Genomic DNA, 23,914 nt, shown 5'->3' with positions numbered 1-23,914 from the left:
GCGTTGCAGCAGCGATCCATCGTTCAGAGTGCAGGTCCGCGCGGTACCGGAATGCCTGCATCCCCAGACTAGTCCGCCGATCCGGCCGGCACCACCATCCGTATGCACGGTGTCTTTCGGGCTATGCGACCCCCCACCCGCAGGCCTACCATCGCGGTTCGATCCGCTGCCTAACCCGTCAGGAAGTCCCATGTCTCCGATGCGCACCTCCCTGTGGCTGGCCCTGTGCCTGCTGATGCCCGCCGCCGCCGAAGCCGCCCGCGGATTGCAGGTCCGCGATCTCGCCACGCTCGATCGTTATTCCTCGCCGACCCTGTCGCCCAATGGTCGCGTTGTCGTATTCGCCAAGCGCAGCGTGGATTTCGCCGCGAACAAATCCGCCACCGCGCTGTGGATCGAGGATCTGGCCGCCCGCGACGCGGCGCCGCCGAAGCGGCTGACCCCGGAAGGCTGGAACGTCAACTCACCGGCGTTCTCCTCTGACGGCAAGACCGTGTATTTCCTCAGCGCGAAAACCGGCAGCCAGCAGCTGTACGCCATTCCCGCCGCCGGCGGCACGCCGAAGCCACTGACCGAACTGCCGGTGGATGTCGGTGCCTACAAGTTGTCGCCCGACGGCAAGCGCATCGCACTGGCGCTGGAAACCTTCGACGACTGCAAATCGGATCTCGCCTGCACCAAAAAACGCCTCGACGACAACGGCGCGCGCAAGACCACCGGCGTGGTGTACGAGCGCATGTTCATCCGCCACTGGGACACCTGGAACGACGGCCGCCTCAACCGCGTGTTCGTCGCGACCCTGCCGCAGGGCAAGGAAACACCGCTGAAGACCGCGACCCTGATCGGCACCGACGTGATCGGCGACGTGCCGTCGAAACCGTTCGGAGACACCAGCGAATTCGCATGGTCGCCCGATGGCGCATCGTTCGTGCTCTCCGCGCGCAAGGCCGACAGCAGCGAGCCGTGGAACACCAATTTCGATCTGTTCCTGGTGTCCGCCGACGGCAGCGGCACCGCGCGCAATCTGACCGAAGCCAACAAGGCCTGGGACACCGGTCCCGTCTTCTCCACCGACGGCAAGACCCTGTATTACCGCGCGATGACCCGCCCCGGTTTCGAAGCCGACCGCTTCGCGCTGATGGCGATGGATCTCGCCACCGGCAAGGCGCGCGACCTCGCGCCGAAGTGGGACGCGTCCGCCGACGGCATCACCCTGTCCGCCGACGGCACATCGATCTACACCACCGCGCAGGAGCTCGGCCGTCACCCGCTGTTCGCGGTGTCGGTGGACAGCGGCGAAGTGACCTCGATCTTCAAGGACGGTTCGGTGTCGGCGTTCGAGTTGGCGGGCGACACGCTGGTCGTGTCCGCCAATTCGATGAACAGCGGCGATGTGATCTACGCCACCAGCGCCGACGGCAAAGCGCCGCTGCGTGCGATCACGCCAAGCGCCGGCGAGATGCTGCCCGAGGTGCGCTTCGGTGCGTACGAACAGTTCCGCTTCCCGGGTTGGAACGACGAGACCGTGCACGGTTACGTGCTGAAACCGTGGAACTACGAGGAAGGCAAACAATATCCGGTCGCGTTCCTGATCCACGGCGGTCCGCAGGGCAGCTTCGGCGATGGCTGGAGCTATCGCTGGAACCCGCAGACCTACGCCGGACAGGGCTATGCGGTGGTGATGATCGATTTCCACGGCTCCACCGGCTACGGCCAGAAGTTCACCGATGCGATCAGCCAGCACTGGGGCGACCGTCCGCTGGAAGACCTGCAGAAAGGCTGGGCCGCCGCGCAGAAGAAGTATGCGTTCCTCGACGGCAATCGCGCCTGCGCGCTCGGCGCCAGCTACGGCGGTTTCATGGTCAACTGGATCGCCGGCAACTGGTTCGACGAACAGGGCAACGCGCCGTTCAAATGCCTGGTCAGCCATGACGGCGTGTTCGATCAGCGGATGATGGGTTACGCCACCGAAGAACTCTGGTTCACCGAATGGGAGCAGGGCGGCACCCCGTATGGCGTGGCGAAGAACTACGAGCAGTTCAACCCGGTGAACCATGTCTCGAAGTGGAAGACGCCGATGCTGGTGATCCACGGCCAGCAGGACTTCCGTATTCCGGTCGAGCAGGGCATCGGCGTGTTCACCGCGCTGCAGCGCCGGGGCATCGATTCGCAGTTCCTGTATTTCCCCGACGAGAACCACTGGGTACTGAAGCCGCAGAACAGCGTGCAGTGGCACGACACGGTCAACGGCTGGTTGAAGAAACACATCGGCGAGTGATCGCCGGCGTGCGCTGCGCAGCCGCTAGACAAGAACGGGCCGGCGAACGGCCCGTTCTTTCAGGCGGAGATGTTGCAGGCGAGGCTTACGGCGCGCTTGCCGATTTTCCGGGCGCCGCGCTGCCCGCCGGTTTGCCGCCGATATGCCGCGCGAAGAAATCCAGCATCTCGGTATACAGCTTGAGCTTGTTCTCGTCCTTGTAGAAACCGTGCATCTCGCCGGAAGTGATCATCATGCCTTCCGGCGGGTTGCCGGCGGCGATCAGCGCCTTGTTCATCGCTTCGGTATTCTCCGGCGGGCAGCGTGGGTCGCGCGCACCGGCGGCGAGATACACCGGGATCTTGATGTCCGCGGCATGGTTCACCGGCGACATCGCGTCGCGTTCGGCCTTGGTCTTGCCCAGCGCGCGCTGCATGTACATCCGTCCGCTTTCCGACCGGCTGGTGTCGCTCTTGGTCATCTGGATTTCGGCGTCGTACGCACCCACATAACCGAACGCGCATTTGAACAGATCCTGCTCGCGAGCCGGCGCCATCATCGACGCGTAGCCGCCGAAACTGCCGCCGTAGATGCACACGCGATCCCTGTCCGCGTAGCCTTGGGCGATGGTCCATTTCGTGGCGTCGACGATATCGTTCATGATCCCGGTCGCCCATGCGCCGTAGCCCATGTCCTGGAAGCCTTTGCCGAAACCGCCCGAGCCGCGGTAGTTGATCTGCAGCACCGCGTAGCCGCGACTGGCGAAGAGCTGGCTTTCCCAGTTGAATCCCCAGTCGTCGCGCGGACCCATCGGGCCGCCGTGCACATTCACGATCATCGGCAAACGCTTGCCGTCGCTGCCGTTGGGGATGGTGAGATAACCATGGATCTTCAGGCCGTCCCGGGTGGTCAGTGCGACCGGCTTCACGCTGGCCATGCGCTTGCTGTCGATCCATTTGCGCTGTTGCATCAGGAACCGCGCCTGGTTGGTGGTGCGATCGAACAGGTACAGCTCGCCCGGATTGGTGTCGCTGTAGACCTGGACGATGATCTGCTTGCCGTCGCGCGTAGCGCTGGCGAAGTCGACGAACTGGCCGGGGAACGACGCCGCCAGCGACGCGTAAAGTTTTGCGTCGGCGTGGTCATTGTCGATCATCGTCACCTGGGGGGCGCCAGCTTCGGTGGTAATGCCCAGCACCATTTCGCTGCCATCCACCGAAGCGATGTAACCCGACGGGTCCGAGACCGGATCTCGGAACAGCGGTTTGAACGCACCGGTTGCCGGATCGATCTCGCCGAAGGTGGTGGTGGCCTTGCCGTCGCTCTCGGTCGCATAGATGCGGCCATCGCGCGCGCTGCCGAACACCTCCAGCGATTTGCCCGAGGATTTCGAGCTGTTGACCAGTGCCCACTCGCCGTTCGCTTCGCGGCGGTAGAGCTCGGTCACCTGGTCGAAATCGCCGGCTTCATTCTTGTAGTCCGAGCACACCGCGTAGCGCGGCATCTTCTGCGCGTCCAGCGCCATGCCGCAGTTTTCGCGCGGCGCGCGGGCGAGGCTCTTCCAACGTCCGTTGAGCGTATCGACCTCGGCCACTTCGGTATTGACGCCTTCCGAAGAGCGTGGATAGATCGCCGACATCAGCACTTTGCCGTCGTCGTTCTGTGGATTGTCGAGCATGCTGAAGCGGGCATTCTGCAGATCGCGTGCGCCTTTCTTGCCCATTTCCAGAAACCGCGGCATCGATCCGTCGGCATTCACCGAATACCACTCGCCGGTGGAGAAGGGTTGCGCGAAACGTCCGAACTTTCGTACCGAGTCGAACATCAATCGCTGCGGGCTCACCCAATGGAACGCGCCGACGCTTTTATCGTTCGGCAATTGATTGATCTTCACGATTCCCAGATCGCGGGTGCGCAGCACTGTCAACACATCCACGTCGCCGCGATCCACGGTCAGCGCCAGATATTCGCCGGTCGGCGAAATCTTCACGCTGCTGTAGGTGGGATTGCGGACGAAATCGATGATCGGAATTTCGGCCGGTTCTGCTGCGGAAGCAGTTCCGGCGACGAGGGCGAGCGCGAGTGCAGTGAAAGCGCGATGCATGGCAGTGTATTCCCCGGTTTGAACGGATCGGTATTGGCAGGCAGCTTTCCCGCCTGCCTGCGATGCTACCCGGGATTCTTCATGCGCGCCTCAACAGCAGCGCGACGCCCCACGCCCGTAGCGCGCATCCAGGCGGTTGACGAAGAACGCCTCGCGGCTCATCGGTGGCGTGTCCGGATGCGACTGGCGCATGTGCGCGAGATACCGGTCGTAGTCGGGCACGCCCACGATCAGTCGCGCGGTCTGCGCGAGCAACGCCCAGAGCGCGCGCAGGCGCTCAGCGAACGGCATCGAACGCGACATGCGGCGTCTCCTGTGCGGTCGGCTGCGCCTGTCGGCGCGCGGCCAGTATGACGCGGATGCCGAACACCACCATCAGCGTCACCACGCTCATGAACAGCACGCACAGCGCCGCATCGAGCTGGTTGTTGAACACGATGCGCTCCATGTCCTTGAGCGATTTCGCGGGCGCCAGCAGCTCGCCGGACGCCAGCGCGGTACCGAACTTGTCGGCGTTGGCGAGGAAGCCGATCTTGGGATCGGCGTGGAAGAGTTTCTGCCAGCCCGCGGTCATCGTGCACACCAGCAGCCAGACGGTGGGCAACAGCGGAATCCACAGATAACGCTCGCGTTTCATCTTCGCGATGGCCACGCAGACGAAGATCATCGCGATGCTGGCCAGCATCTGATTGGCGATCCCGAACAGCGGCCACAGCGTATTGATGCCGCCCAGCGGATCGACCACGCCCTGGTACAGGAACCAGCCCCAGCCCGCGACCGCCAGACCGGTGCAGACCACATTCGCGGTCCAACTTTCGGTGCGGCGGAACGGCGCGTACACCACGCCGATCACCTCCTGGATCATGAACCGCGCGACGCGCGTGCCGGCATCGATGGTGGTGAGGATGAACAATGCCTCGAACAGGATCGCGTAGTGGTACCAGAACGCCATCATGCCCTTGCCGCCGATCATGCCGTGCAGAATCTGCGCCATGCCCACCGCCAGCGTCGGCGCACCGCCGGTGCGCGACAGCACGCTGGATTCGCCGATCTCGGCGGCAGTCGCGGTCAACATCTCCGGCGTGATCGTGAAGCCCCAGCCGGAAATCGCTGCGGCTGCGGCTTCGGGCGTGGTGCCGATCAGCGCGGCGGGCGAATTCAGCGCGAAATACAGGCCCGGATCCAGCACGCAGGCGGCGATCAGGGCCATGATCGCGACGAACGCTTCCATCAACATGCCGCCGTAGCCGATCAGTCGCGCATCGCGCTCGTTTTCCAGCATCTTCGGCGTGGTGCCGCTGCTGATCAGCGCGTGGAAACCGGAGATCGCGCCGCAGGCGATGGTGATGAACAGGAACGGAAACAATGTGCCCGCGAACACCGGGCCGGTGCCATCGATGAACTTCGTCACCGCCGGCATCTTCAGATCCGGCAGCGCGAAACAGATCGCGATCGCCAACATCGCCACCGTGCCGATCTTCAGGAATGTGCTGAGGTAATCGCGCGGCGCCAGCAACAGCCACACCGGCAGCACCGCCGCCACGAAGCCGTAGCCGATCAACATCCACGCCAGCGCCTTGCCCTCGAACGTGAACATCGGCCCCCACGTCGGCGATGCCGCCACCGTGCCGCCCAGCCAGATCGACGCCAGCAGCAGCACCAGCCCGAGGATCGACACCTCCATGATCCGTCCCGGTCGCAGCCAGCGCAGATACACGCCCATCAGCAGCGCGATCGGAATGGTCATCGCCACCGTGAACGTGCCCCACGGACTGATCGCCAGCGCCTTCACCACCACCAGGCCCAGCACCGCCAGCAGGATCACCATGATCGCGAGGATGCCGATCATCGCCGTCAGTCCGGCGGCATTGCCCATCTCGTTGCGGATCATGTCGCCCAAAGAGCGCCCATCGCGCCGCGTCGACAGGAACAGCACGATGAAATCCTGCACCGCACCGGCGAAGACCACGCCGAACAGGATCCACAGCATCCCCGGCAGATAGCCCATCTGCGCCGCCAGCACCGGGCCTACCAATGGCCCCGCGCCCGCGATCGCCGCGAAGTGGTGACCGAACAGCACGCGCTTGTCGGTGGGCACGTAATCCAGCCCATCGTTGCGTCGCCATGCCGGCGTCGCCCGCGTCCCGTCCAGGCGCAGCGCGTACTCGGCGATGTATTTCGAATAGAAGCGATACCCGATCGTCAGGATCGACACCGCCGCCGCCACGATCCAGAACGCGCTGATCGTTTCGCCCCGCGATACCGCCACCGTGCCCAGACAGAACGCCGCGAACAGCGACAGCAACCCCCAGCCGATGATCTTGCCCACGCCCATGCCGCCACTCCCGATTGCCCGCGACCCACCGCCGGCCAGGTCCGCAGCCTGTCGCGGAACTCCGGCAAGGTCAATGCGCGGCACAGCAAAGCCCACCGCCGACCCTCATCCGGCGCTTTGCGCCACCTTCTCCCCGCGAGCGGGCAGAAGGAGAGCAGAGCGCGTGTCCGGGCATCGGGCAGGCAACAAAAAACCCGCAGTCGCCTGCGGGTTCTTCGTGTACTCGTTCGCGTTGGAAAGCGATCAGACCTGCATCGCCTTCGCCACTTCAGCGGCGTAGTCTTCCACCACTTTCTCGACGCCTTCGCCCACGGCCAGACGCTGGAAGCCGGTGACATCGGCGCCGGCGGCCTTCACCGCGGCTTCGACCGTCTGCTCGGTGTTCAGCACGTAGGGCTGGCCGTACAGGGTGTTCTCATTGACGATCTTGGCGATCTTGCCGCCGATGATCTTTTCGAGGATATCGGCCGGCTTGGCCTTGTCCTTGTCGGTCATCTTCGCCAGTTCGATTTCCTTTTCCTTCGCGATGAACTCGGCCGGCACGTCGCTGGCCTTGTTGTGCGGTGGGTTCATGGCCGCCACGTGCATCGCGATGCCACGGGCGAGGTCGGCGTTGCCGCCCTTGAGCTCGACCAGCACGCCGATCTTGCCGCTGTGGACGTAGGCGGCGACGTTGTCGGCGCTGTCGACGCGGGCCATGCGGCGGACCTGCACGTTCTCGCCGACTTTCGCGACCAGCGCTGCGCGCGCGTCTTCGACGGTTTCGCCCGAAGCGATCTTCGCCGACTTCAGCGCTTCGACATCGGCTGCGCCGGAAGCCAGTGCGGCCTTGGCGACGGCATCGATGAAGGCCAGGAAGTTGTCGTCCTTGGCCACGAAGTCGGTTTCGGAATTGATCTCGACCAGCACGGCCTTGCCGCCGTCCTGGGCCATCGCGATGCGGCCTTCGGCGGTGACGCGGTCGGCCTTCTTGCCGACCTTGATGATGCCCTGCTTGCGCAGCCATTCGGCGGACGTTTCGAGATCGCCGTTGTTTTCGGTGAGCGCTTTCTTGCACTCCATCATCCCGGCGCCGGTGCGCTCGCGCAGTTCCTTGACCAGGGAGGCGGTGATTTCAGCCATTGCAAACCTCGATATGAATCAATGTAGGGCGGGCCCAGGCCCGCCATAGAGACGCCGGTTTCCCAAGCATGCGATGCAGCTCGAAACGCGACGGGGTGGGAAGTGCGACCGCGCAGTGTCGCGTGGCCGCATGACTTGCCGATGACGCGGGCCGATTACTCGGCGGCCGGCGCTTCGTCCGCAGCGGGCGTTTCGGCCGGGGCTTCGGCTTCGGCCGGCGCAGCAGCAGCGGCTTCCGGCTTCTTCGCGCCTTCGGGCTTCTTGCCGGCACCGCCGGGACCACGACCACGCGGACCGCGCTTGTCGCCCTTGCCTTCGCCATCGGCGTCGGCGAAATCTTCTTCGCGCACCGAAGCGGCCTGCGGTGCGGCGGCCTTGCCTTCCAGCACGGCGTCGGCAGCGGCGCGTGCGTACAGCTGCACGGCGCGGATGGCGTCGTCGTTGCCCGGGATGGCGTAATCGACCAGGTTGGGGTCGTAGTTGGTGTCGACGACGGCGATGACCGGGATGCCGAGTTTCTTGGCTTCCTTGATCGCGATGTCTTCATGACCGATGTCGATCACGAACAGCGCGTCGGGCAGACGGTTCATTTCCTTGATGCCGCCGAGCGAGGCGAACAGCTTTTCGCGCTCGCGGCGCAGGGTCAGCACTTCGTGCTTGACCATCTTCTGGAAGGTGCCGTCGGTTTCGCCGGCTTCCAGTTCCTTCAGGCGCGAGACCGACTGCTTCACGGTGCGGAAGTTGGTCAGCGTGCCGCCCAGCCAGCGCTGGGTCATGTACGGCATGCCGCAACGTTCGGCTTCTTCCTTCACCGAGTCGCGCGCGCTGCGCTTGGTGCCGAGGAACAGGATCACGCCGCGCTTCTGCGCGATGCCCGAGATGAAGTTCATCGCGTCGTTGAACAGCGGAACGGTCTTCTCGAGGTTGATGATGTGGATCTTGCCGCGGGCGCCGAAGATGTACGGACCCATCTTGGGGTTCCAGTAACGGGTCTGGTGGCCGAAATGGACGCCGGCTTCCAGCATCTGGCGCATGGTGATCTGAGGCATTGGGAAACTCCGAATGATGGAACCTGCCGCCGGGGCCGCATTGCGGCCGGATGAAGGCGGTGCGCCCGCCGTGAAGCGGAGCGCGTGGTTCCGGGGTTGGGCCTCCCCGCTGCGCCGTAGCCAGATCCTTCGCGATGGACTGCGAAAGACACCCCGGTACGGAGATTTGCGGCGGGTGTGGATTCAACGGTGACGCCCGTTGTCGGCGGCGTGGCCGGCCTTGGCCGGTGCACAACCCGGCGATTCTAGCCGTAACAGAGGGTTGCGGACAAGTCGAGAGGGGCGAAAACCGCTTGGATGGGCAATAATGCGGCCATGGCCATGACCATCAAAACCCCAGAAGACATCGAACGCATGCGCGTCGCCGGCCGCCTGGCCGCCGAGGTGCTGCAGATCGTCGCCCCGCACGTGAAGCCCGGCGTCAGCACCGGCGAACTGGACCGCATCTGCCACGACCACATCGTGAACGTGCAGCAGGCGATCCCGGCCAACGTCGGCTACCGCGGCTTCCCGGCCACCGTCTGCACCTCGGTCAACAACGTGATCTGCCACGGCATTCCCGGGCCGACCAAGGTGCTGAAGGAGGGCGACATCATCAATATCGATGTCACCGTGATCAAGGACGGCTGGCACGGCGACACCAGCCGCATGTACTACGTGGGCACGCCCTCGGTGATGGCCAAGCGGCTGGTCGAGGTGACCCGCGAGGCGATGTTCCGCGGTATCCGCACGGTGAAGCCGGGCGCCACGCTCGGCGACATCGGCCACGCCATCCAGACCTATGCCGAAGCAGAACGTTTCTCGGTGGTGCGCGAATACTGCGGGCACGGGATCGGCCGCGTGTACCACGAAGACCCGCAGGTGCTGCATTACGGGCGCCCCGGCGAGGGCCTGGTGCTGAAGCCCGGCATGACCTTCACCATCGAACCGATGATCAACGAAGGCGCGCGCCATACCCGGCTGATGCCCGATGGCTGGACCGTGGTCACCAAGGACCGCACGCTGTCGGCGCAGTGGGAACACACGGTGACCGTGACCGGGACCGGCGTCGAAATCCTGACCCGCCTGCCCGGCGACGACAACGACCTCTGAAGCGATGACCATTGCCGCCCCCACGCACCCGGCCGGCAGTTCCATCCCTTCGACGCCCGATGGCGATGCTACGTGGACGGCCGAGACCCGGGCGTCGCTTGCGCAGGTCGATGCGCAGTTGGCCGCGCAGTTCGACCAGGGGGTCGATGTCGACCGACTGGTCGAGCAGCGCGCAACCGCCGTCGATGCATCGATCCGCGCGACCTGGGCGCGCTGCGTACCGGCCGATGCCGGTCTGGCGCTGTTCGCGATCGGCGGCTACGGACGCGGCGAGCTGTTTCCCCAGTCCGATATCGATCTGCTGGTATTGGCGGGTGACGACGCGCAGCAGGCGCACCGCGACGCGCTGTCGCGGTTCCTCGCGCTGCTGTGGGATGCCGGCCTGCAGGCCAGCCAGGCCGTACGTTCGCCAGCGCAGTGCACCGAAGCCTCAGCCGATCAGACCGTGTTGACCGCGATGATGGAATGGCGCGCGCTGGCTGCAGATGAGATCGCGCAACATGCGCTGCGTGGTGCGATCTCGCCGGAGCGGGTCTGGCCGGCAGGCGACTTCTTCCGCGCCAAGGTGCAGGAACAGGCGCAGCGGCACGCGCGCTTCGGCGACACCGCCGACAATCTCGAACCGAATCTGAAGGACGGCCCCGGCGGGCTGCGCGATATCCAGACCCTGCGCTGGATGGCGCAGCGGCTGCTGGGCAGCGGCAATCTCGAATCGATGCTGGCGTTCGGCCAGATCGGCGCGGTCGAATTCGATACGCTGGAACGCGAACGCAAAGCGCTGTCGCGGCTGCGTTTCGGACTGCACCTGGTCGCGAAACGGCGCGAGGAACGGCTGCGCTTCGATTACCAGAAGCTGCTCGCCGCGCGCCTGGGACATACCGACGATGCCGACAATCTCGCGGTCGAGCAGATGATGCAGGGTTTCTATCGCAGCGCCGGTCGCGTGCTGCGCATCAACGATCGCCTGCTGCAGCGCTTCGAGGAACAGATCGAAGGCGAGGGCGAGGCCGAAACGCTGGACGACCATTTCGAGCTGCGTCGCGGCTATCTCGCGGTGCGCGACCGTGCGTGGCTGCTGCGCGGCACCGCGCAGGTGTTCGCGCTGTTCTCGGCGTGGGCGTCGCATCCGCGGATTCGCGGTCTGCATTCGATGACCGCATGGACGTTGGCCGAAACCCTGCAGAAGATTTCGCCTTATCAGGAGACCGACCACCTGCTGCGACAGCAGTTCCTCGGCCTGCTGCGCGGCCCGCAGCCGGTGAAGGTGCTGGAGCGCATGGCGCGGCTGGGCGTGCTGGGGCGCTGGATTCCCGCGTTCGCGCAGGTCTCCGGGCGCATGCAGTTCGATCTGTTCCATGTCTACACCGTCGACCAGCACACGCTGGCGGTGCTGCGCAATCTCGCGATCTTTTCCAGCGGCGTCGCCGATGAGCGGTTCTCGACCGCGCATACGGTATGGCCGTCGCTGCGCAAGCCGGAACTGCTGTTGATCGCGGGTCTGTTCCACGATATCGGCAAAGGCCGGGGCGGGGACCACTCCGAACTCGGCGCGGTCGACGCGCGCGAATTCTGCCTTGCGCACGGCTTGTCCGAAGCCGATACCGCGCTGATCGAATGGCTGGTGCGCAAGCATCTGCTGATGTCGGTGACCGCGCAGAAGCAGGACATCACCGATCCCGGCGTGATCCATCGTTTCGCGGGCGAAGTCGCCGATCGCCAGCGGCTGGATCACCTGTATCTGTTGACCTGCGCCGATATCGCCGGCACTTCGCCGAAGCTGTGGAATGCGTGGAAGGACCGGCTGCTCGCCGATCTGCATACCGCCACGCGCTTCGCGCTGCGTCGCGGCCTGGAACATCCTGTGGCGGCGGATGAACGCATCGTCGAGAACCAGAACGTCGCCCGCGGTCTGCTGATCGAGCAGGGCTTCGACGATGCCGCTGTCGACGCGATCTTCGCGCGCATGCCGCGCGAGAATTTCCTGCGCAGCCGTCCGGACCAGATCGTCTGGCAGGCCACCGTGCTGCACGGCAGCGAGCCCGGCGATATCGTCGCGCGCACGCGACTGCTGCGCGGTCGCGGCGGCGGCTACGAAGTCTTCGTGCATACGCCCGACCGTGATGGTCTGTTCGCGGCAATCGTCATCACCCTCGACCGCCTGGGGCTGGCGATCCTGCAGGCGCGCGCGCTCGATGGCCCGCAAGGGTTGATTTTCGACACCTTCCACGTGCTGCCGAGCGATCCGCAGCACGCGCCGGCGGTCGAACAGATCGAATCGAGTCTGCGCCGCGCACTGTCCGGCGATCTGGATCGGCTGCTGCCGTCGCGTCGCGCACAGCCGCGCCATCTCAAACATTTCCGGATCGCGCCGCGCATCGGCCTGGAACCCGCGGCCAATGGCCTGAGCACGCGGATGAGCCTGATCTGCACCGACCGCCCCGGGCTGCTCGCCGATGTCACCCACGTCATGCGCCAGCAGCATGTGCGCGTGCACGATGCGCGCATCGCGACCTTCGGCGAGCGTGCGGAAGACATGTTCCTGATCGCCGATGCGCAGGACCAGCCCCTCGACGAGTCCCAGGCCGACGCGCTGCGCGCCGCCCTGCAGGCATTGCTCGAAGCTTCCGTACCTGCATGAATCCGATCTCCCACCGACGACCAGACAGATTCCAGACACGCATGAATACCGATTCCGCCACCGAACTGCAGTCCATCATCGACAGCGCCTGGGACCGACGCGCCGATCTGGCCGCCGACGATATCGCCGGCAGCGTGCGTCCCGCCGTCGACCGCGTCATCGCCGGTCTGGAAGCCGGCGAATTCCGCGTCGCCGCGCCGGACGGGCAGGGCGGCTGGACCGTCAACGAATGGTTGAAAAAAGCGGTGCTGCTGTATTTCCGCACCCAGGAGATGCAATTGATCGACGCCCAGCCCGCGCCGTTCTGGGACAAGGTGCCGGCGCGTTTTGAAGGTTTCGGCGAGGCCGACTTCCGCGCGCTCGGCGTGCGCGTGGTGCCGGGCGCGATCGCGCGTCGCGGCGCGCACATCGCGAAGGATGTCGTGCTGATGCCGAGCTTCGTCAATATCGGCGCTTACGTCGGCGAGGGCACGATGGTCGATACCTGGGCCACGGTCGGCAGCTGCGCGCAGATCGGCAGGCACTGCCATCTCTCCGGCGGTGCCGGCATCGGCGGCGTGCTCGAACCGCTGCAGGCTTCGCCGACCATCATCGAAGATCACTGCTTCATCGGCGCGCGCTCGGAAGTGGTCGAAGGTTTCGTGGTTGGCCATCACAGCGTGATCGGCATGGGCGTGTTCCTCGGCCAGAGCACCCGCGTCTACCACCGCGCCACCGGCGAAGTGTCCTACGGCTCGGTGCCGCCGGGCAGCGTCGTGGTGTCCGGCCAGCTGCCCGCCGCCGACAGCTCGCATTCGCTGTACTGCGCGGTGATCGTGAAGCAGGTGGACGAGAAGACGCGCAGCAAGACCTCCATCAACGAGTTGCTGAGAGGCCTGGCGGAATGAACGGCGAAACACTTTCGGGCGCCACTTTCTTCATCAAGCGGGTATTGCCGGTGGCCTGGCTCGGGTTCCTGCTGATTTTCATGGTCATCGGATTGGTTTCCGGCCCTCACGAAATGGTGGATGCGCTGCCGTTTCTGTTGATGCCGTTGATCATGGCCGCATCCGGTGTCTTCATCTTCAGGAAACTGGTATGGGACTTGGCCGATGACGTGTCTTTGGCCGGCGATGCGCTGATCGTGCGCAAGGGCGGTATCGAAGAGCGGATCCGGCTGGCGGAGATCATGAATGTCAGTGTGACGCAGATGACCAATCCGACGCGGATCTCGCTGCGATTGCGGAAAAAATGCAGGCTGGGCGATGAGGTCGTGTTCATGCCGAAGTCGGAATTCCGGTTCAACCCGTTCGCCAGAAACATGGTCGGCGAGAAGCTGATCCTGCTCGTGGATCGGGCCCGGCAAATGGACGCATCACGATGACGACACTCCATGGCCTCAACAACTGCGATACCTGCAGGAAAGCCCGCAACTGGCTGAAGCGCTTCGAGATCGCGCACGATTTCGTCGATTACCGCGACCACCGGCAATCGCCGGAAACGCTGCTCGCGTGGAAAGCTGCGCTCGGCGGCTGGGAGGCGATGATCAACAAATCGTCGACCACATGGCGCACGTTGCCGGCGAATCGCAAAGCGCCGGCTTCCGACGCCGAGTGGAAACTGCTGCTGAAGGAGTATCCGCAGCTGATCCGCCGGCCGCTGGTCGTCACCGACGATGGCGTGGTCACGCAGGGCTTCAGCGACAATGGCTTCAAGATCCGGTTCGGAGTGGCGAAATGAATGATGTGCTTGCGCTGACGCAGGATCTGGTCGCGCGCCGTTCCATCACGCCCGACGATGCGGGCTGCCAGCAATTGTTGGCGCAGCGGCTCGCGCGCGCCGGCTTCCGCTGCGAGCATCTGCGTTACGGCGACACCGACAATCTCTGGGCCACGCATGGCGCAGGGTCCGGTGAAGACGCCGGACCGGTGCTGGTGTTGCTGGGGCATACCGATGTGGTGCCGCCCGGACCGGTCGAAGCGTGGGCGAGCGATCCCTTCGCGCCCGAGATCCGCGATGGCGTGCTGTACGGCCGTGGCACCGCCGACATGAAGGGCAGCGTGGCGGCGTTCGTCGTTGCGCTGGAGCGCTTCGCGGCAGCGTATCCGGATCATCGCGGCACGGTCGCGATGCTGTTGACCTCGGACGAAGAGGGCGATGCGCTCGATGGCGTGCCGAAGGTCGCGCAGCTGTTCCGCGAACGCGGCCAGCGCATCGACTGGTGCGTCACCGGCGAGCCGTCGTCGAAAGCCGTGCTCGGCGATCTGTTGCGCGTCGGGCGTCGCGGCACGCTGTCGGCCACGCTGGCGATCAAGGGCGTCCAGGGCCATGTCGCCTATCCCGAAAAAGCGCGCAATCCGATCCATCAGGCCGCGCCTGCGATGCTGGAACTGTCGACGCGCGAATGGGACAGCGGCTACGAGACTTTCCCGCCGACCAGTTTCCAGATCAGCAACGTGCATGCCGGTACCGGCGCCAACAACGTGATTCCCGGTGAGCTGCAGGTGCTGTTCAATCTGCGCTACAACCCGAGCTGGCGCGCAGAACAGATCGAGCGCGAATGCGAGGCGATGCTGACCGCGCATGGGCTGGAATACGAGATCCGCTGGCATCGCGGCGGCGAACCGTTCTACACGCCCGAAGGCCAGCTGCGCGCGACTGCGCGCGAGGTCCTGCGCGAATTTTCCGGTGCGCTGCCCGAGGAAAGCACCGCAGGCGGCACCTCCGATGCGCGCTTCATCGCCCCGTTGGGCGCGCACTGCGTAGAGATGGGCCCGGTCAACGCCAGCATCCACAAGGTCGACGAGCATGTGTCGGTCGCCGATCTCGAGCGATTGCCGGATCTGTATTTCACGCTGATCGAACGCATGCTGTGCCCACGTTGAGACCCTGTGCACGGAAAGCTCCGATGGAAAGCTCCGATGGAAAGCACCGATCCCGGCAGCGGGACCATCGTTTCCTCGCAGGACCGCTTGCCAAACCTCTTGGGACCGGGTTATGGTCGGGCCATGACCTTGCGTTCCGCCGCCCCTCGCAATCCCGACCGCAGCAATAACAATTGCGCGAATAACCGTGCATACACACGGCGGGATGGCGATCAGGCATAAGCGACAGAACAGGCCTGACACCCAGAAACCCGCGCCGGAAGCGCGGGTTTCGTGCTTTCGGCGCCAGGAAAACCAGCAAAGGAGTTTTTTCGATGTGTTCGATTCTCGGCGTTTTCGATCTTCGTCCCGGCGCCGATCTCGGCCCGCTGCGCCCCCTCGCGCTGTCGCTGTCCGCGCGGCAGCGTCATCGCGGTCCCGACTGGTCCGGCGTGCACGTCGAACCCCGCGCGCTGCTGGTGCATGAGCGCCTCGCTATCGTCGATCCGACCGGCGGCGCGCAGCCGCTGCATTCCGAAGATGGCGATCTCACCCTCGCGGTGAACGGCGAAATCTACAACCACCGTTCGCTCGAGGGTGCTCTGCGCAAGCCCTACGCATTCCAGTCGGGCTCGGATTGCGAAGTCATCAACGCGCTGTACGCCGAGAGCAAGGCCCGCGAAGGCGGCGACATCGGCGCCTGGCTCGATCGCCTCAACGGCATTTTCGCGTTCGCGCTGTGGGATCGCGCTGCGGGCCGTTTCATCATCGCCCGCGATCCCATCGGTGTGTGCCCGCTGTACTGGGGGCACGATGCAGACGGTCGCGTCTGGGTGGCTTCGGAAATGAAGGCGCTGGTGCGGATTTGCGACGATGTCGCCCAGTTCCCGCCCGGCCACTATTTCGACAGCGCCGATGGCCAGTTGCATCGCTACTACGAACGCGCGTGGCGCGATTACGACGCCACCGCGGGGGTGCAGGTGTCCGCGCGCGAACTGCGCGAAGCGTTCGAGGCTGCGGTGCATCGCCAGCTGATGAGCGACGTGCCCTATGGCGTGCTGCTGTCGGGCGGACTCGATTCTTCGCTGGTCGCCGCCTGCGCCGCGCGTTTCGCCCGGCGCCGCGTCGAAGACGGCGACGAGACCGAAGCCTGGTGGCCGCGCCTGCATTCCTTCGCCATCGGCCTGAAGGGTTCGCCGGATCTCGCTGCGGCGGAAGTCGCGGCCAAAGCGCTCGGCACCGTGCACCACGGTTTCACCTATACGTTCGAGGAAGGTCTCGATGCGTTGCCGGAAGTGATCCGCCATGTCGAAACCTACGACGTGACCACGATCCGCGCCTCCACGCCGATGTTCCTGCTCGCGCGCCGGATCAAGGCGATGGGCGTGAAGATGGTGCTTTCCGGGGAAGGCAGCGATGAAGTCTTCGGCGGTTACCTGTATTTCCACAAGGCGCCGAACGCGCGCGAGTTCCACGCCGAAACCATCCGCAAGCTCGACGCGCTGTACAACTACGATTGCCTGCGCGCGAATAAATCGATGATGGCCTGGGGCGTCGAGGCGCGGGTGCCGTTCCTCGACACCGAATTCCTGGACGTGGCGATGCGGATGGATGCGCAGAACAAGATGATCGACAAGGCATCGGGCACGCGGAAGATGGAAAAAGCGGTGCTGCGCGAAGCCTTCGAAGGTTATCTGCCCCCGGAAATCCTGTGGCGGCAGAAGGAACAGTTCAGCGACGGCGTCGGCTACGGTTGGATCGATGGTTTGAAAGCGCATGCCGAAGCGCAGGTCGGCGATGCGGATTTCGCACACGCCGAAAAGCACTTTCCGATCAATCCGCCGCAGACCAAGGAAGCGTATTTCTACCGGCGGATTTTCGATGAAGCGTTCCCGGGCGAGGGCTGCGCGAACACCGTGCCCGGCGGAAAATCGATCGCGTGTTCGTCGCCTGCTGCGATTGCCTGGGATGCGTCGTTCGCGAATGCGGCAGACCCGTCCGGTCGCGCGGTGGCTGGTGTTCACCATTCGGCGAACGCAAGCGCATGAATCGTGCGGATCGCGCGAAATCGGTGCGATAGCGTGCGATCTGCAGAGTGGGGACGCATTCAATCTGTTCCCATCGACCGCGCGTAGACTCCGAAGCTCATGAAATTCGCAATGAGCCAAGGAGTCAACGATGGATACTTCAAGCGTGCAGCGGATCCGACGCGCTCAGCTCCATGTGCAGGATACCGGCGGTAGCGGTCGTCCCGTCGTTCTGATCCACGGCTGGCCGTTGTCCGGCGAGTCGTGGGCGGCGCAGGTTCCCGCGCTGCAGGACGCTGGCTTCCGGGTCATCGCCTATGACCGTCGCGGCTTCGGACGTTCGGAAAAACCGGAGCATGGTTACGACTACGACACGCTTGCCGACGACCTGGCAGGGCTCATCGTCGATCTCGATCTGCACGATGCGGTCCTTGTCGGATTTTCGATGGGCGGCGGCGAAGTAGCGCGTTACGTCAGCCTGCACGGGCAGGACCGACTGGGCGGCGTGGTGTTCGCCGCAGCGGTGACGCCCTGCCTGATGAAGTCGGCGGACAATCCCCAGGGTCCGCTGACACCCGAGAAGGCGGAAGAGAAATCAGCGGGCCTCAAGGCCGACCGGCATGCCTACTTCGACGGATTCACCCGCAAGTTCTTTTCGGTCGACGGTGAACTGCAGGTCAACGAAGTTCAGCGGCAAGCGACGATCGGATTGTGTCTGCAGTCGAACCAGATCGCAGCTCTTGGTTGCATGCACGCGTTCAGCACCGCCGATTTCCGCGAGGACCTGAAGCGGATCAGCGTTCCCACGCTGGTCCTGCATGGGGACTCCGATGCGGTCGTACCGTTCGAGGGTTCGGGTGCATTGACCCATGCGACGATCGGGCACAGCGAGCTGCATGTGTTGAAACATGCGCCGCACGGCTGCAATACCAGCCATGCGGACGCGTTCAACACAGCGCTGCTGGGATTCCTGCGCAGTAGTTGAGCGATCGCGTGTTGAGCGGTCCGCGCGGTGGTTCGCAGCCGGAAGTCGTGCCGCATTTTCTCAAGGCGTCGACTGGAGTTTCAGCGTGTACTCGGTTTTTCCGGGGAGAAACGGCGTCGGCCGGCCATGCACCCAGTCGTCGTGGCCGGCGCCCCAGAACGGCGACAGCGGATGTCCGCTCTGGCCGCCGGACATATGGGTGATGCCGTCGGCTTCGTGGCCCGGCGATACGACCATGCGTTCGGAGGCGCCGAAGTCGGGGCCGACCACGCGCGGCATGCCGCCATCGCCCGACAGCCGATCCGGCGGCATGCACAGCAGAGACTTGCCGATCAGCGGAATCGCTTTGGCCAGCGGATGACAGATCGCGGCGGTGTTGCGCTCGCCCCAGGTGCGCTGGGCGAGCGGGCCCTGCGCCTTCAGTTCGTCGCGGATGTCCTTCGCGGCGTCTTCCAGCAGCGCGTCCCACGTCGCGTATTTCTTCGACAACAGATGCGGCGGGCGCTGCGTGACCAGCGGCCACACCGTGCCTTCCAGCTGCTGGAAGGCGGGCATGTCGAACTTCTCGCCCAAGGCGGCATGCGCGGGCGCGGTCAGGCCTTCGGCCACACGCGCGTGCACCGCGAGCCGCCATGCGCGGACGATGCGGTAACTGACGGAGTCGACGCTGGCGCGGCCTTCCCAGTGTTTCGATGCTTCGGACAATTCGCTCAGCGCCGGCGTTTTCGTGCGTGCTGCGGTATCGCGCAGCAGCGTCCACCACTGGGTCTGGAAGACCGCGCGATCGTCGAGCTGCACGGCGAGCAGGTCGCGTTCGGCGAATATCTTCCGCGAAAACAGGTCGTTGCGGATCTGGCGCGCGCGCGCGCCGAAGGCAAAGCCGCCGTCGCCGACCTGGGCGAGCGCCGTGCCGTCCATGGTGCGGTTGTTGGCGCTCCACAGTCGGTCGTAGAAGGGGTCGACCATGTTCGGCGATCGATCCGTCGCGATCGTCCATGCAGGGCAATCCTGCGATGCCGTCAGCGGCAGCGCGCCGTTGCAGTCGGCACCGCGTGCGGCCAGCGGGCCGATCAGGCGCCAGGCGATCCGCCCGGTGGAATCGCCGATCAGCAGATTCTGGGTCGGCATCGCACTGCGGTCGGTCAATGCCATCGCCTGATCCAGATCGCGGGCGATCAGCAAATCGGTCAGGCCGAAATCGAGCGCGCCCTTGAGATGCGCGTTCCAGCGCAGCGCGAACAGCGTGTCGCCATCGTGATGCAGCACCGGACCCCATGCGGTTTCTTCGACCTCGAAGTCGACCGGTGCCGCGCCGGCCACACGGATGGTTTCGCTATGGACGACCGGCTTCACGCAGGCGTCGGTCGGCTTCGCGCCGCAAGCGGTTTCGAGCTTCCAGTCCGCGGTATCGACATAGCTGTTGGTGAACGCCCACGCCACGTGGGTGTTGCTGCCGACGACGATGGCAGGCAGGCCGGGCAGGGTGAAACCGGTGGCATCGACCTTGCCGCCCGGCGCGCGCGGATCGGCGTAGCGCAGCCGTGCGCGGAACCAGATGCCCGGCGCACGCAAGCCCAGATGCATATCGTCGGCGACGATCGCGCGGCCATCGGCGGTGAGTGCGCCGGAGACCGCGAAGTTGTTGCTGCCGGGGACGATGTCGTCGGCGGCCACGTCGTGGCGCTTCGCCGGCGTTCCGGGCAGTTTCCGCAGATCCACCTCGTCGGCGGCCGGCAGCGTCGCATCGCCGCGTGCGCTGCCGACCAGCGGCGCGTCCCAGCGCGTGCCGTCGCGCGTCAACAGCGCGTAAAGCGCAGGCGGCAGGTGCGGTTTGATCTTCCACAGCGCCAGTTCGCGATGATTGCCGGCATCCTGCAGATCGAAATACATCGCGAACCCGGTGAGCGCGGCGTCGCCCAGTTCCCAGCGTTTCGGCTGCTGGCGCAGCAGCAGATACGGCCACGGGCGCACGCGCAGTGCGCCGAGACCGGCGTTCACGCCGTCGGTATACGCCTGCAGCTGCGGGCGTTTATCGGCGCTCATCGCCGCGAGATCGGCTTCGACCCGCGCGCGGATGCGGTGCACGCGCTGCGTCTTGTCCTTCTCGATCGCGATCGGTCCGAACAGCTCGGACAGTTCGCCGGTCGAAACGCGGCGCATCAGATCCATCTCGAAGAACCGTTCCTGCGCATGCACATAGCCGAGCGTGCGCATCGCATCGATTTCGTTCGCCGCGTCGATGGTCACGACACCCAGCGCATCGCGCTGAATCGTCACCGGCGCGGACAGGCCATCGAGCGCGAGCTCGCCGTCGAGCGTCGGCAGACTGCCGCGCATCAGCCACCAACCGGTGCCCAGGCCGACGACGATCAGGACCAGCAGCCACAGTGCGATGCGTTTGAGCCACTTCTTCATGAGCGATCCGGATGGGTGGTATGGGTGAGCGGTTTCAGTCGTTGCGTTGCAGGCGGTAGACGCAGGTGTCGAGCGCGCTCACGCCCTGGTCGACGAACTTCGGTTCGGTCGCGAGGATATCGCGGCGTTCCAGCAGGTCGATGGTCCAATGCGGTGCGTAGCGTTCGCGGACTTCGGCTTCGGTCACGGTGAACGGCGGACCTTCTTTTTCGTGCGCCGGGTATTCGAGCGTGATCAACAGGCCGCGGCATGCCACCGGCAGGCGTGCGTAGAGTTCATCGACGTAGCGCTGTCGCAGTTCCGGGGGGAGAGCGATCAGTGCGGCGCGATCGAAGACCGCCGTGCAGTCGGCGAGGACGGCTTCGTCCATCGCGAAGACATCGCCGCAGATCAGTTCGATGTCGCCGGCGCGGTAATGCGTGCCGTAACGCGATTCGATGACGTCGGGTTCCAGCGCGTGCTCGGCGAAAAACCGCGCCACCGCGAGCGGCGACAGTTCGACGCCCAGCACGCGATGGCCCTGCGATGCGAGCCACAGCATATCGACCGATTTTCCCGCCAGTGGGACGAACACGCGACTGCCCGCCGATGCAGCGATGGCGGGCCAGTGTTTCTGCAGCAGCGGTGTCGGCTGCTCCTGGTGGAAGCCGATGTCGTTGTCGCGCCAGCGTTGGTGCCAGAAATCGGGATCCATCATTCCACCGTCAGTGCATCGACTTTCTGCCAGCCGCGCGACAGCAGGCCACCACGGCTGCCGCGTGCGCCGAGGTAGGGTTCCAGCTCCTTGAACGACAGCGACATCGTGCGCGCGCCGGATTTCACCGACAGCGTGCCGCCGGGCGGCACCACCGCGATCGCGATCACGCGCTCGGTGCTGCGCTTGGCTTTCGGGATCTCGATGATCTTGTTGCCTTTGCCCTTGTCGAGTTCCGGCAACTCCGCGATCGGAAACGCCAGCAGATGACCGGCGCTGGTCACGGCGACGATGCGATCGGTGTCGAGATTGCCCGCCTGTGCCGGCTGCAGCACGACCGATCCCGGCGTGAGCGACAGCATCGCCTTGCCGGCCTTGTTGCGACCGGTGAGATTCTCGAACTTCGTGACGAAGCCGTAACCGTGCGACGACGCCAGCACGAAGCGCGCGTCGTCGGCGCCGCCGGCCATGGTCTGGAAGGACGCGCCCGCCGGCAGCGAGAAACGCCCGCTCAGCGGTTCGCCGTTGCCGCGCGCCGAGGGCAGTGTGTGCGCCAGCGACGAATAGCTGCGGCCGGTGCTGTCGAGGAACGCGACCTGCTGGGTGCTGCGTCCGCGTACCGCGCACAGCAGGCTGTCGCCGTCGCGATAGCTCAATCCCGCCGCATCGATGTCATGGCCTTTGGCCGCGCGGATCCAGCCTTTCTCGCTCAGCACGATGGTCATCGGTTCGCTGGGCACCAACTCGGTCTCGTCGATCGCCTGCGCGGCTTCGCGCGAGACCAGCGGCGACATCCGCGCGTCGCCGAATTTCTTCGCGTCGGCCAGCAGTTCGTCCTTGACCAGCTTCTTCAGCTTCGACTTGCTGTCGAGGATCGACATCAGTTTGTCGCGTTCGGCGGCGAGTTCGTCCTGTTCGCCGCGGATCTTCATCTCTTCCAGTCGCGCCAGCTGTTTCAGCTTGGTGTCGAGGATGTAGTCGGCCTGGTCTTCGCTCAGCCCGAAGCGTGCGATCAGCGCGGGTTTCGGTTCGTCCTCGGCGCGGATGATGCGGATCACTTCATCGAGATTGAGGAACGCGACCAGCAGGCCTTCCAACAGGTGCAGGCGGCGGTCGACCTTGTCCAGGCGGTGCTTCAGGCGGCGGGTGACGGTGTCGATGCGGAACACCAGCCATTCCGACAGCAGCATCTTCAGGTTTTTCACCTGCGGACGGCCATCGAGGCCGATCACGTTCATGTTGACCCGGTAGCTTTTCTCCAGATCGGTGGTGACGAACAGATGCCCCATCAGCTGTTCGACATCGACGCGGTTGCTGCGCGGAATCATCACGATCCGGGTCGGGTTGGCGTGGTCGGACTCGTCGCGCAGGTCTTCCAGCCACGGCAGCTTCTTCGCGCGCATCTGCTGCGCGATCTGCTCGATCACCTTGCTCGGGCTGACCTGGTACGGCAGCGCGGTGATCACGATGTTGTTCTGTTCGCGAAGGTAGGTCGCGCGCGCGCGCACGCTGCCGTGGCCGGTCTCGTACATCGCCTGCAGATCGGCGATGGGGGTGATGATTTCGGCGGTGGTCGGGTAATCCGGGCCGCGCACGTGTTCGCAGAGGTCGCGCACGGTGGCGTCGGGATCGTCGAGCAGGCGGACGCAGGCGCTGACGATCTCGTTGAGATTGTGCGGCGGCACGTCGGTGGCCATGCCCACCGCGATGCCGGTGGTGCCGTTGAGCAGCAGGTGCGGCAACCGCGCCGGCAGCCAGGTGGGTTCTTCCAGCGTGCCGTCGAAGTTCGGATCCCAATCGACCGTGCCGTGGCCGATTTCGCCGAGCAGCACTTCGGCGATGGGCGTGAGTTTCGATTCGGTGTAACGCATCGCCGCGAACGATTTCGGGTCGTCGCTGGAACCGAAGTTGCCCTGGCCGTCGATCAGCGGATAGCGGTACGAGAACGGCTGCGCCATCAGCACCAGCGCTTCGTAGCAGGCGCTGTCGCCGTGCGGATGGTATTTGCCGATGACATCGCCGACGGTACGCGCGGATTTCTTCGGTTTGGCCCCGGCGTTCAGGCCCAGCTCGCTCATCGCGAAGATGATCCGGCGCTGCACCGGCTTCAGGCCATCGCCGAGGAAGGGCAGGGCGCGATCCAGGACCACGTACATCGAGTAGTCGAGATACGCGCGTTCGGCGTATTCGCGCAGCGGGATCTGTTCGAAACCGTGGAAGGCGGGTCGTGCGGTGTCGGGCATGGCGGGGCCGGTCGGACAAAGCGTCATTCTAATCGGTTCTTCGTAGCGGCTTGCTGCCCGGATAGGCTTGCGAACCCGGGTCCGGAGCGGTCATGACCTGTAAAGTCCGC

General features: G+C 65.0%; 17 protein-coding genes. 9 read left to right on the top strand and 8 right to left on the bottom strand.

Translation table 11 applies throughout. The annotated features are described in order from the left end of the window. The first annotated feature begins 190 nt into the window (after window positions 1-190). Window positions 191-2,278, top strand: coding sequence for a S9 family peptidase (locus HOP03_01370; protein ID NOT86815.1), 2,088 nt, complete (start codon window positions 191-193; stop codon window positions 2,276-2,278). An 85-nt stretch (window positions 2,279-2,363) separates the two neighbouring features. On the opposite strand, the gene HOP03_01365 is transcribed toward HOP03_01370, so the two are convergent. From HOP03_01365 to rpsB, 5 genes are all read right to left on the bottom strand, one after another. After that, window positions 2,364-4,247, bottom strand: coding sequence for a S9 family peptidase (locus HOP03_01365; GenBank protein NOT86814.1), 1,884 nt, complete (start codon window positions 4,245-4,247; stop codon window positions 2,364-2,366). 204 nt (window positions 4,248-4,451) lie between these two features. Further along, window positions 4,452-4,664: a YbdD/YjiX family protein gene (locus HOP03_01360; GenBank protein ID NOT86813.1), complete on the bottom strand. Its 213-nt coding sequence runs from the start codon at window positions 4,662-4,664 to the stop codon at window positions 4,452-4,454. After that, entirely contained in the window at window positions 4,639-6,696 is a 2,058-nt protein-coding gene (locus HOP03_01355) for a carbon starvation protein A (protein ID NOT86812.1), read from the bottom strand. The genes HOP03_01360 and HOP03_01355 overlap by 26 nt, the downstream gene beginning before the upstream one ends. A gap of 243 nt (window positions 6,697-6,939) precedes the next feature. After that, window positions 6,940-7,818, bottom strand: coding sequence for an elongation factor Ts (locus HOP03_01350; GenBank protein ID NOT86811.1), 879 nt, complete (start codon window positions 7,816-7,818; stop codon window positions 6,940-6,942). A gap of 155 nt (window positions 7,819-7,973) precedes the next feature. After that, on the bottom strand, window positions 7,974-8,867 hold the full coding sequence (gene rpsB / locus HOP03_01345) for a 30S ribosomal protein S2 (GenBank protein NOT86810.1): 894 nt from the start codon (window positions 8,865-8,867) through the stop codon (window positions 7,974-7,976). A 315-nt stretch (window positions 8,868-9,182) separates the two neighbouring features. On the opposite strand from rpsB, the gene map reads away from it, so the two are divergent. The 8 genes from map (at window position 9,183) to HOP03_01305 (ending at window position 18,452) form a co-directional block, all read left to right on the top strand. Continuing rightward, entirely contained in the window at window positions 9,183-9,959 is a 777-nt protein-coding gene (gene map, locus HOP03_01340; GenBank protein ID NOT86809.1) for a type I methionyl aminopeptidase, read from the top strand. A gap of 4 nt (window positions 9,960-9,963) precedes the next feature. Then, window positions 9,964-12,597, top strand: a complete 2,634-nt coding sequence (gene glnD / locus HOP03_01335) for a [protein-PII] uridylyltransferase (GenBank protein ID NOT86808.1) — start codon at window positions 9,964-9,966, stop codon at window positions 12,595-12,597. Beyond that, the gene (gene dapD, locus HOP03_01330) at window positions 12,594-13,484 is read left to right on the top strand and encodes a 2,3,4,5-tetrahydropyridine-2,6-dicarboxylate N-succinyltransferase (protein ID NOT86807.1); all 891 of its coding nucleotides are present in this window, start codon (window positions 12,594-12,596) and stop codon (window positions 13,482-13,484) included. Before glnD ends, dapD begins: the two co-directional genes overlap by 4 nt. Beyond that, complete coding sequence (locus HOP03_01325; protein ID NOT86806.1) at window positions 13,481-13,960, top strand: hypothetical protein; 480 nt, start codon at window positions 13,481-13,483, stop codon at window positions 13,958-13,960. The genes dapD and HOP03_01325 overlap by 4 nt, the downstream gene beginning before the upstream one ends. After that, window positions 13,957-14,316 carry a Spx/MgsR family RNA polymerase-binding regulatory protein gene (locus tag HOP03_01320; GenBank protein ID NOT86805.1) on the top strand — a complete coding sequence of 120 codons (360 nt, stop codon included), beginning with the start codon at window positions 13,957-13,959 and terminating at the stop codon, window positions 14,314-14,316. The genes HOP03_01325 and HOP03_01320 overlap by 4 nt, the downstream gene beginning before the upstream one ends. Further along, a complete protein-coding gene (gene dapE, locus HOP03_01315; protein ID NOT86804.1) occupies window positions 14,313-15,461 on the top strand; it encodes a succinyl-diaminopimelate desuccinylase in 1,149 nt (382 codons plus the stop codon). The genes HOP03_01320 and dapE overlap by 4 nt, the downstream gene beginning before the upstream one ends. A gap of 314 nt (window positions 15,462-15,775) precedes the next feature. Beyond that, window positions 15,776-17,488, top strand: coding sequence for an asparagine synthase B (asnB, locus tag HOP03_01310; protein ID NOT86803.1), 1,713 nt, complete (start codon window positions 15,776-15,778; stop codon window positions 17,486-17,488). Window positions 17,489-17,618: 130 nt separating this feature from the next. Continuing rightward, a complete protein-coding gene (locus HOP03_01305) occupies window positions 17,619-18,452 on the top strand; it encodes an alpha/beta hydrolase (GenBank protein NOT86802.1) in 834 nt (277 codons plus the stop codon). Between the two features lie 60 nt (window positions 18,453-18,512). Here the strand turns inward: HOP03_01305 and HOP03_01300 are convergent, their stop codons facing one another. The 3 genes from HOP03_01300 to parC are packed head-to-tail and all read right to left on the bottom strand — an operon-like array spanning window position 18,513 to window position 23,804. Next, a complete protein-coding gene (locus HOP03_01300; protein ID NOT86801.1) occupies window positions 18,513-20,867 on the bottom strand; it encodes a penicillin acylase family protein in 2,355 nt (784 codons plus the stop codon). Between the two features lie 34 nt (window positions 20,868-20,901). Beyond that, a complete protein-coding gene (locus tag HOP03_01295) occupies window positions 20,902-21,561 on the bottom strand; it encodes a thiopurine S-methyltransferase (protein ID NOT86800.1) in 660 nt (219 codons plus the stop codon). Further along, window positions 21,561-23,804 (bottom strand): DNA topoisomerase IV subunit A, encoded by a 2,244-nt coding sequence (parC, locus tag HOP03_01290; GenBank protein NOT86799.1) that lies wholly within the window; start codon window positions 23,802-23,804, stop codon window positions 21,561-21,563. Before parC ends, HOP03_01295 begins: the two co-directional genes overlap by 1 nt. Window positions 23,805-23,914: the final 110 nt, after the last annotated feature.

Source organism: Lysobacter sp., assembly GCA_013141175.1.
Lineage (GTDB): Bacteria > Pseudomonadota > Gammaproteobacteria > Xanthomonadales > Xanthomonadaceae > Lysobacter_I.
This window is presented reverse-complemented; position numbering and strand designations above follow the sequence as displayed.

Coding starts and splice junctions, on each gene's coding strand:
- HOP03_01370 (NOT86815.1), top strand. CDS start 191: ATGTCTCCGATGCGCACCTCCCTGTGGCTGGCCCTGTGCCTGCTGATG.
- HOP03_01360 (NOT86813.1), bottom strand. CDS start 4,664: ATGTCGCGTTCGATGCCGTTCGCTGAGCGCCTGCGCGCGCTCTGGGCG.
- HOP03_01355 (NOT86812.1), bottom strand. CDS start 6,696: ATGGGCGTGGGCAAGATCATCGGCTGGGGGTTGCTGTCGCTGTTCGCG.
- HOP03_01350 (NOT86811.1), bottom strand. CDS start 7,818: ATGGCTGAAATCACCGCCTCCCTGGTCAAGGAACTGCGCGAGCGCACC.
- rpsB (NOT86810.1), bottom strand. CDS start 8,867: ATGCCTCAGATCACCATGCGCCAGATGCTGGAAGCCGGCGTCCATTTC.
- map (NOT86809.1), top strand. CDS start 9,183: ATGGCCATGACCATCAAAACCCCAGAAGACATCGAACGCATGCGCGTC.
- glnD (NOT86808.1), top strand. CDS start 9,964: ATGACCATTGCCGCCCCCACGCACCCGGCCGGCAGTTCCATCCCTTCG.
- dapD (NOT86807.1), top strand. CDS start 12,594: ATGAATCCGATCTCCCACCGACGACCAGACAGATTCCAGACACGCATG.
- HOP03_01325 (NOT86806.1), top strand. CDS start 13,481: ATGAACGGCGAAACACTTTCGGGCGCCACTTTCTTCATCAAGCGGGTA.
- HOP03_01320 (NOT86805.1), top strand. CDS start 13,957: ATGACGACACTCCATGGCCTCAACAACTGCGATACCTGCAGGAAAGCC.
- dapE (NOT86804.1), top strand. CDS start 14,313: ATGAATGATGTGCTTGCGCTGACGCAGGATCTGGTCGCGCGCCGTTCC.
- asnB (NOT86803.1), top strand. CDS start 15,776: ATGTGTTCGATTCTCGGCGTTTTCGATCTTCGTCCCGGCGCCGATCTC.
- HOP03_01305 (NOT86802.1), top strand. CDS start 17,619: ATGGATACTTCAAGCGTGCAGCGGATCCGACGCGCTCAGCTCCATGTG.
- HOP03_01300 (NOT86801.1), bottom strand. CDS start 20,867: ATGAAGAAGTGGCTCAAACGCATCGCACTGTGGCTGCTGGTCCTGATC.
- HOP03_01295 (NOT86800.1), bottom strand. CDS start 21,561: ATGGATCCCGATTTCTGGCACCAACGCTGGCGCGACAACGACATCGGC.
- parC (NOT86799.1), bottom strand. CDS start 23,804: ATGCCCGACACCGCACGACCCGCCTTCCACGGTTTCGAACAGATCCCG.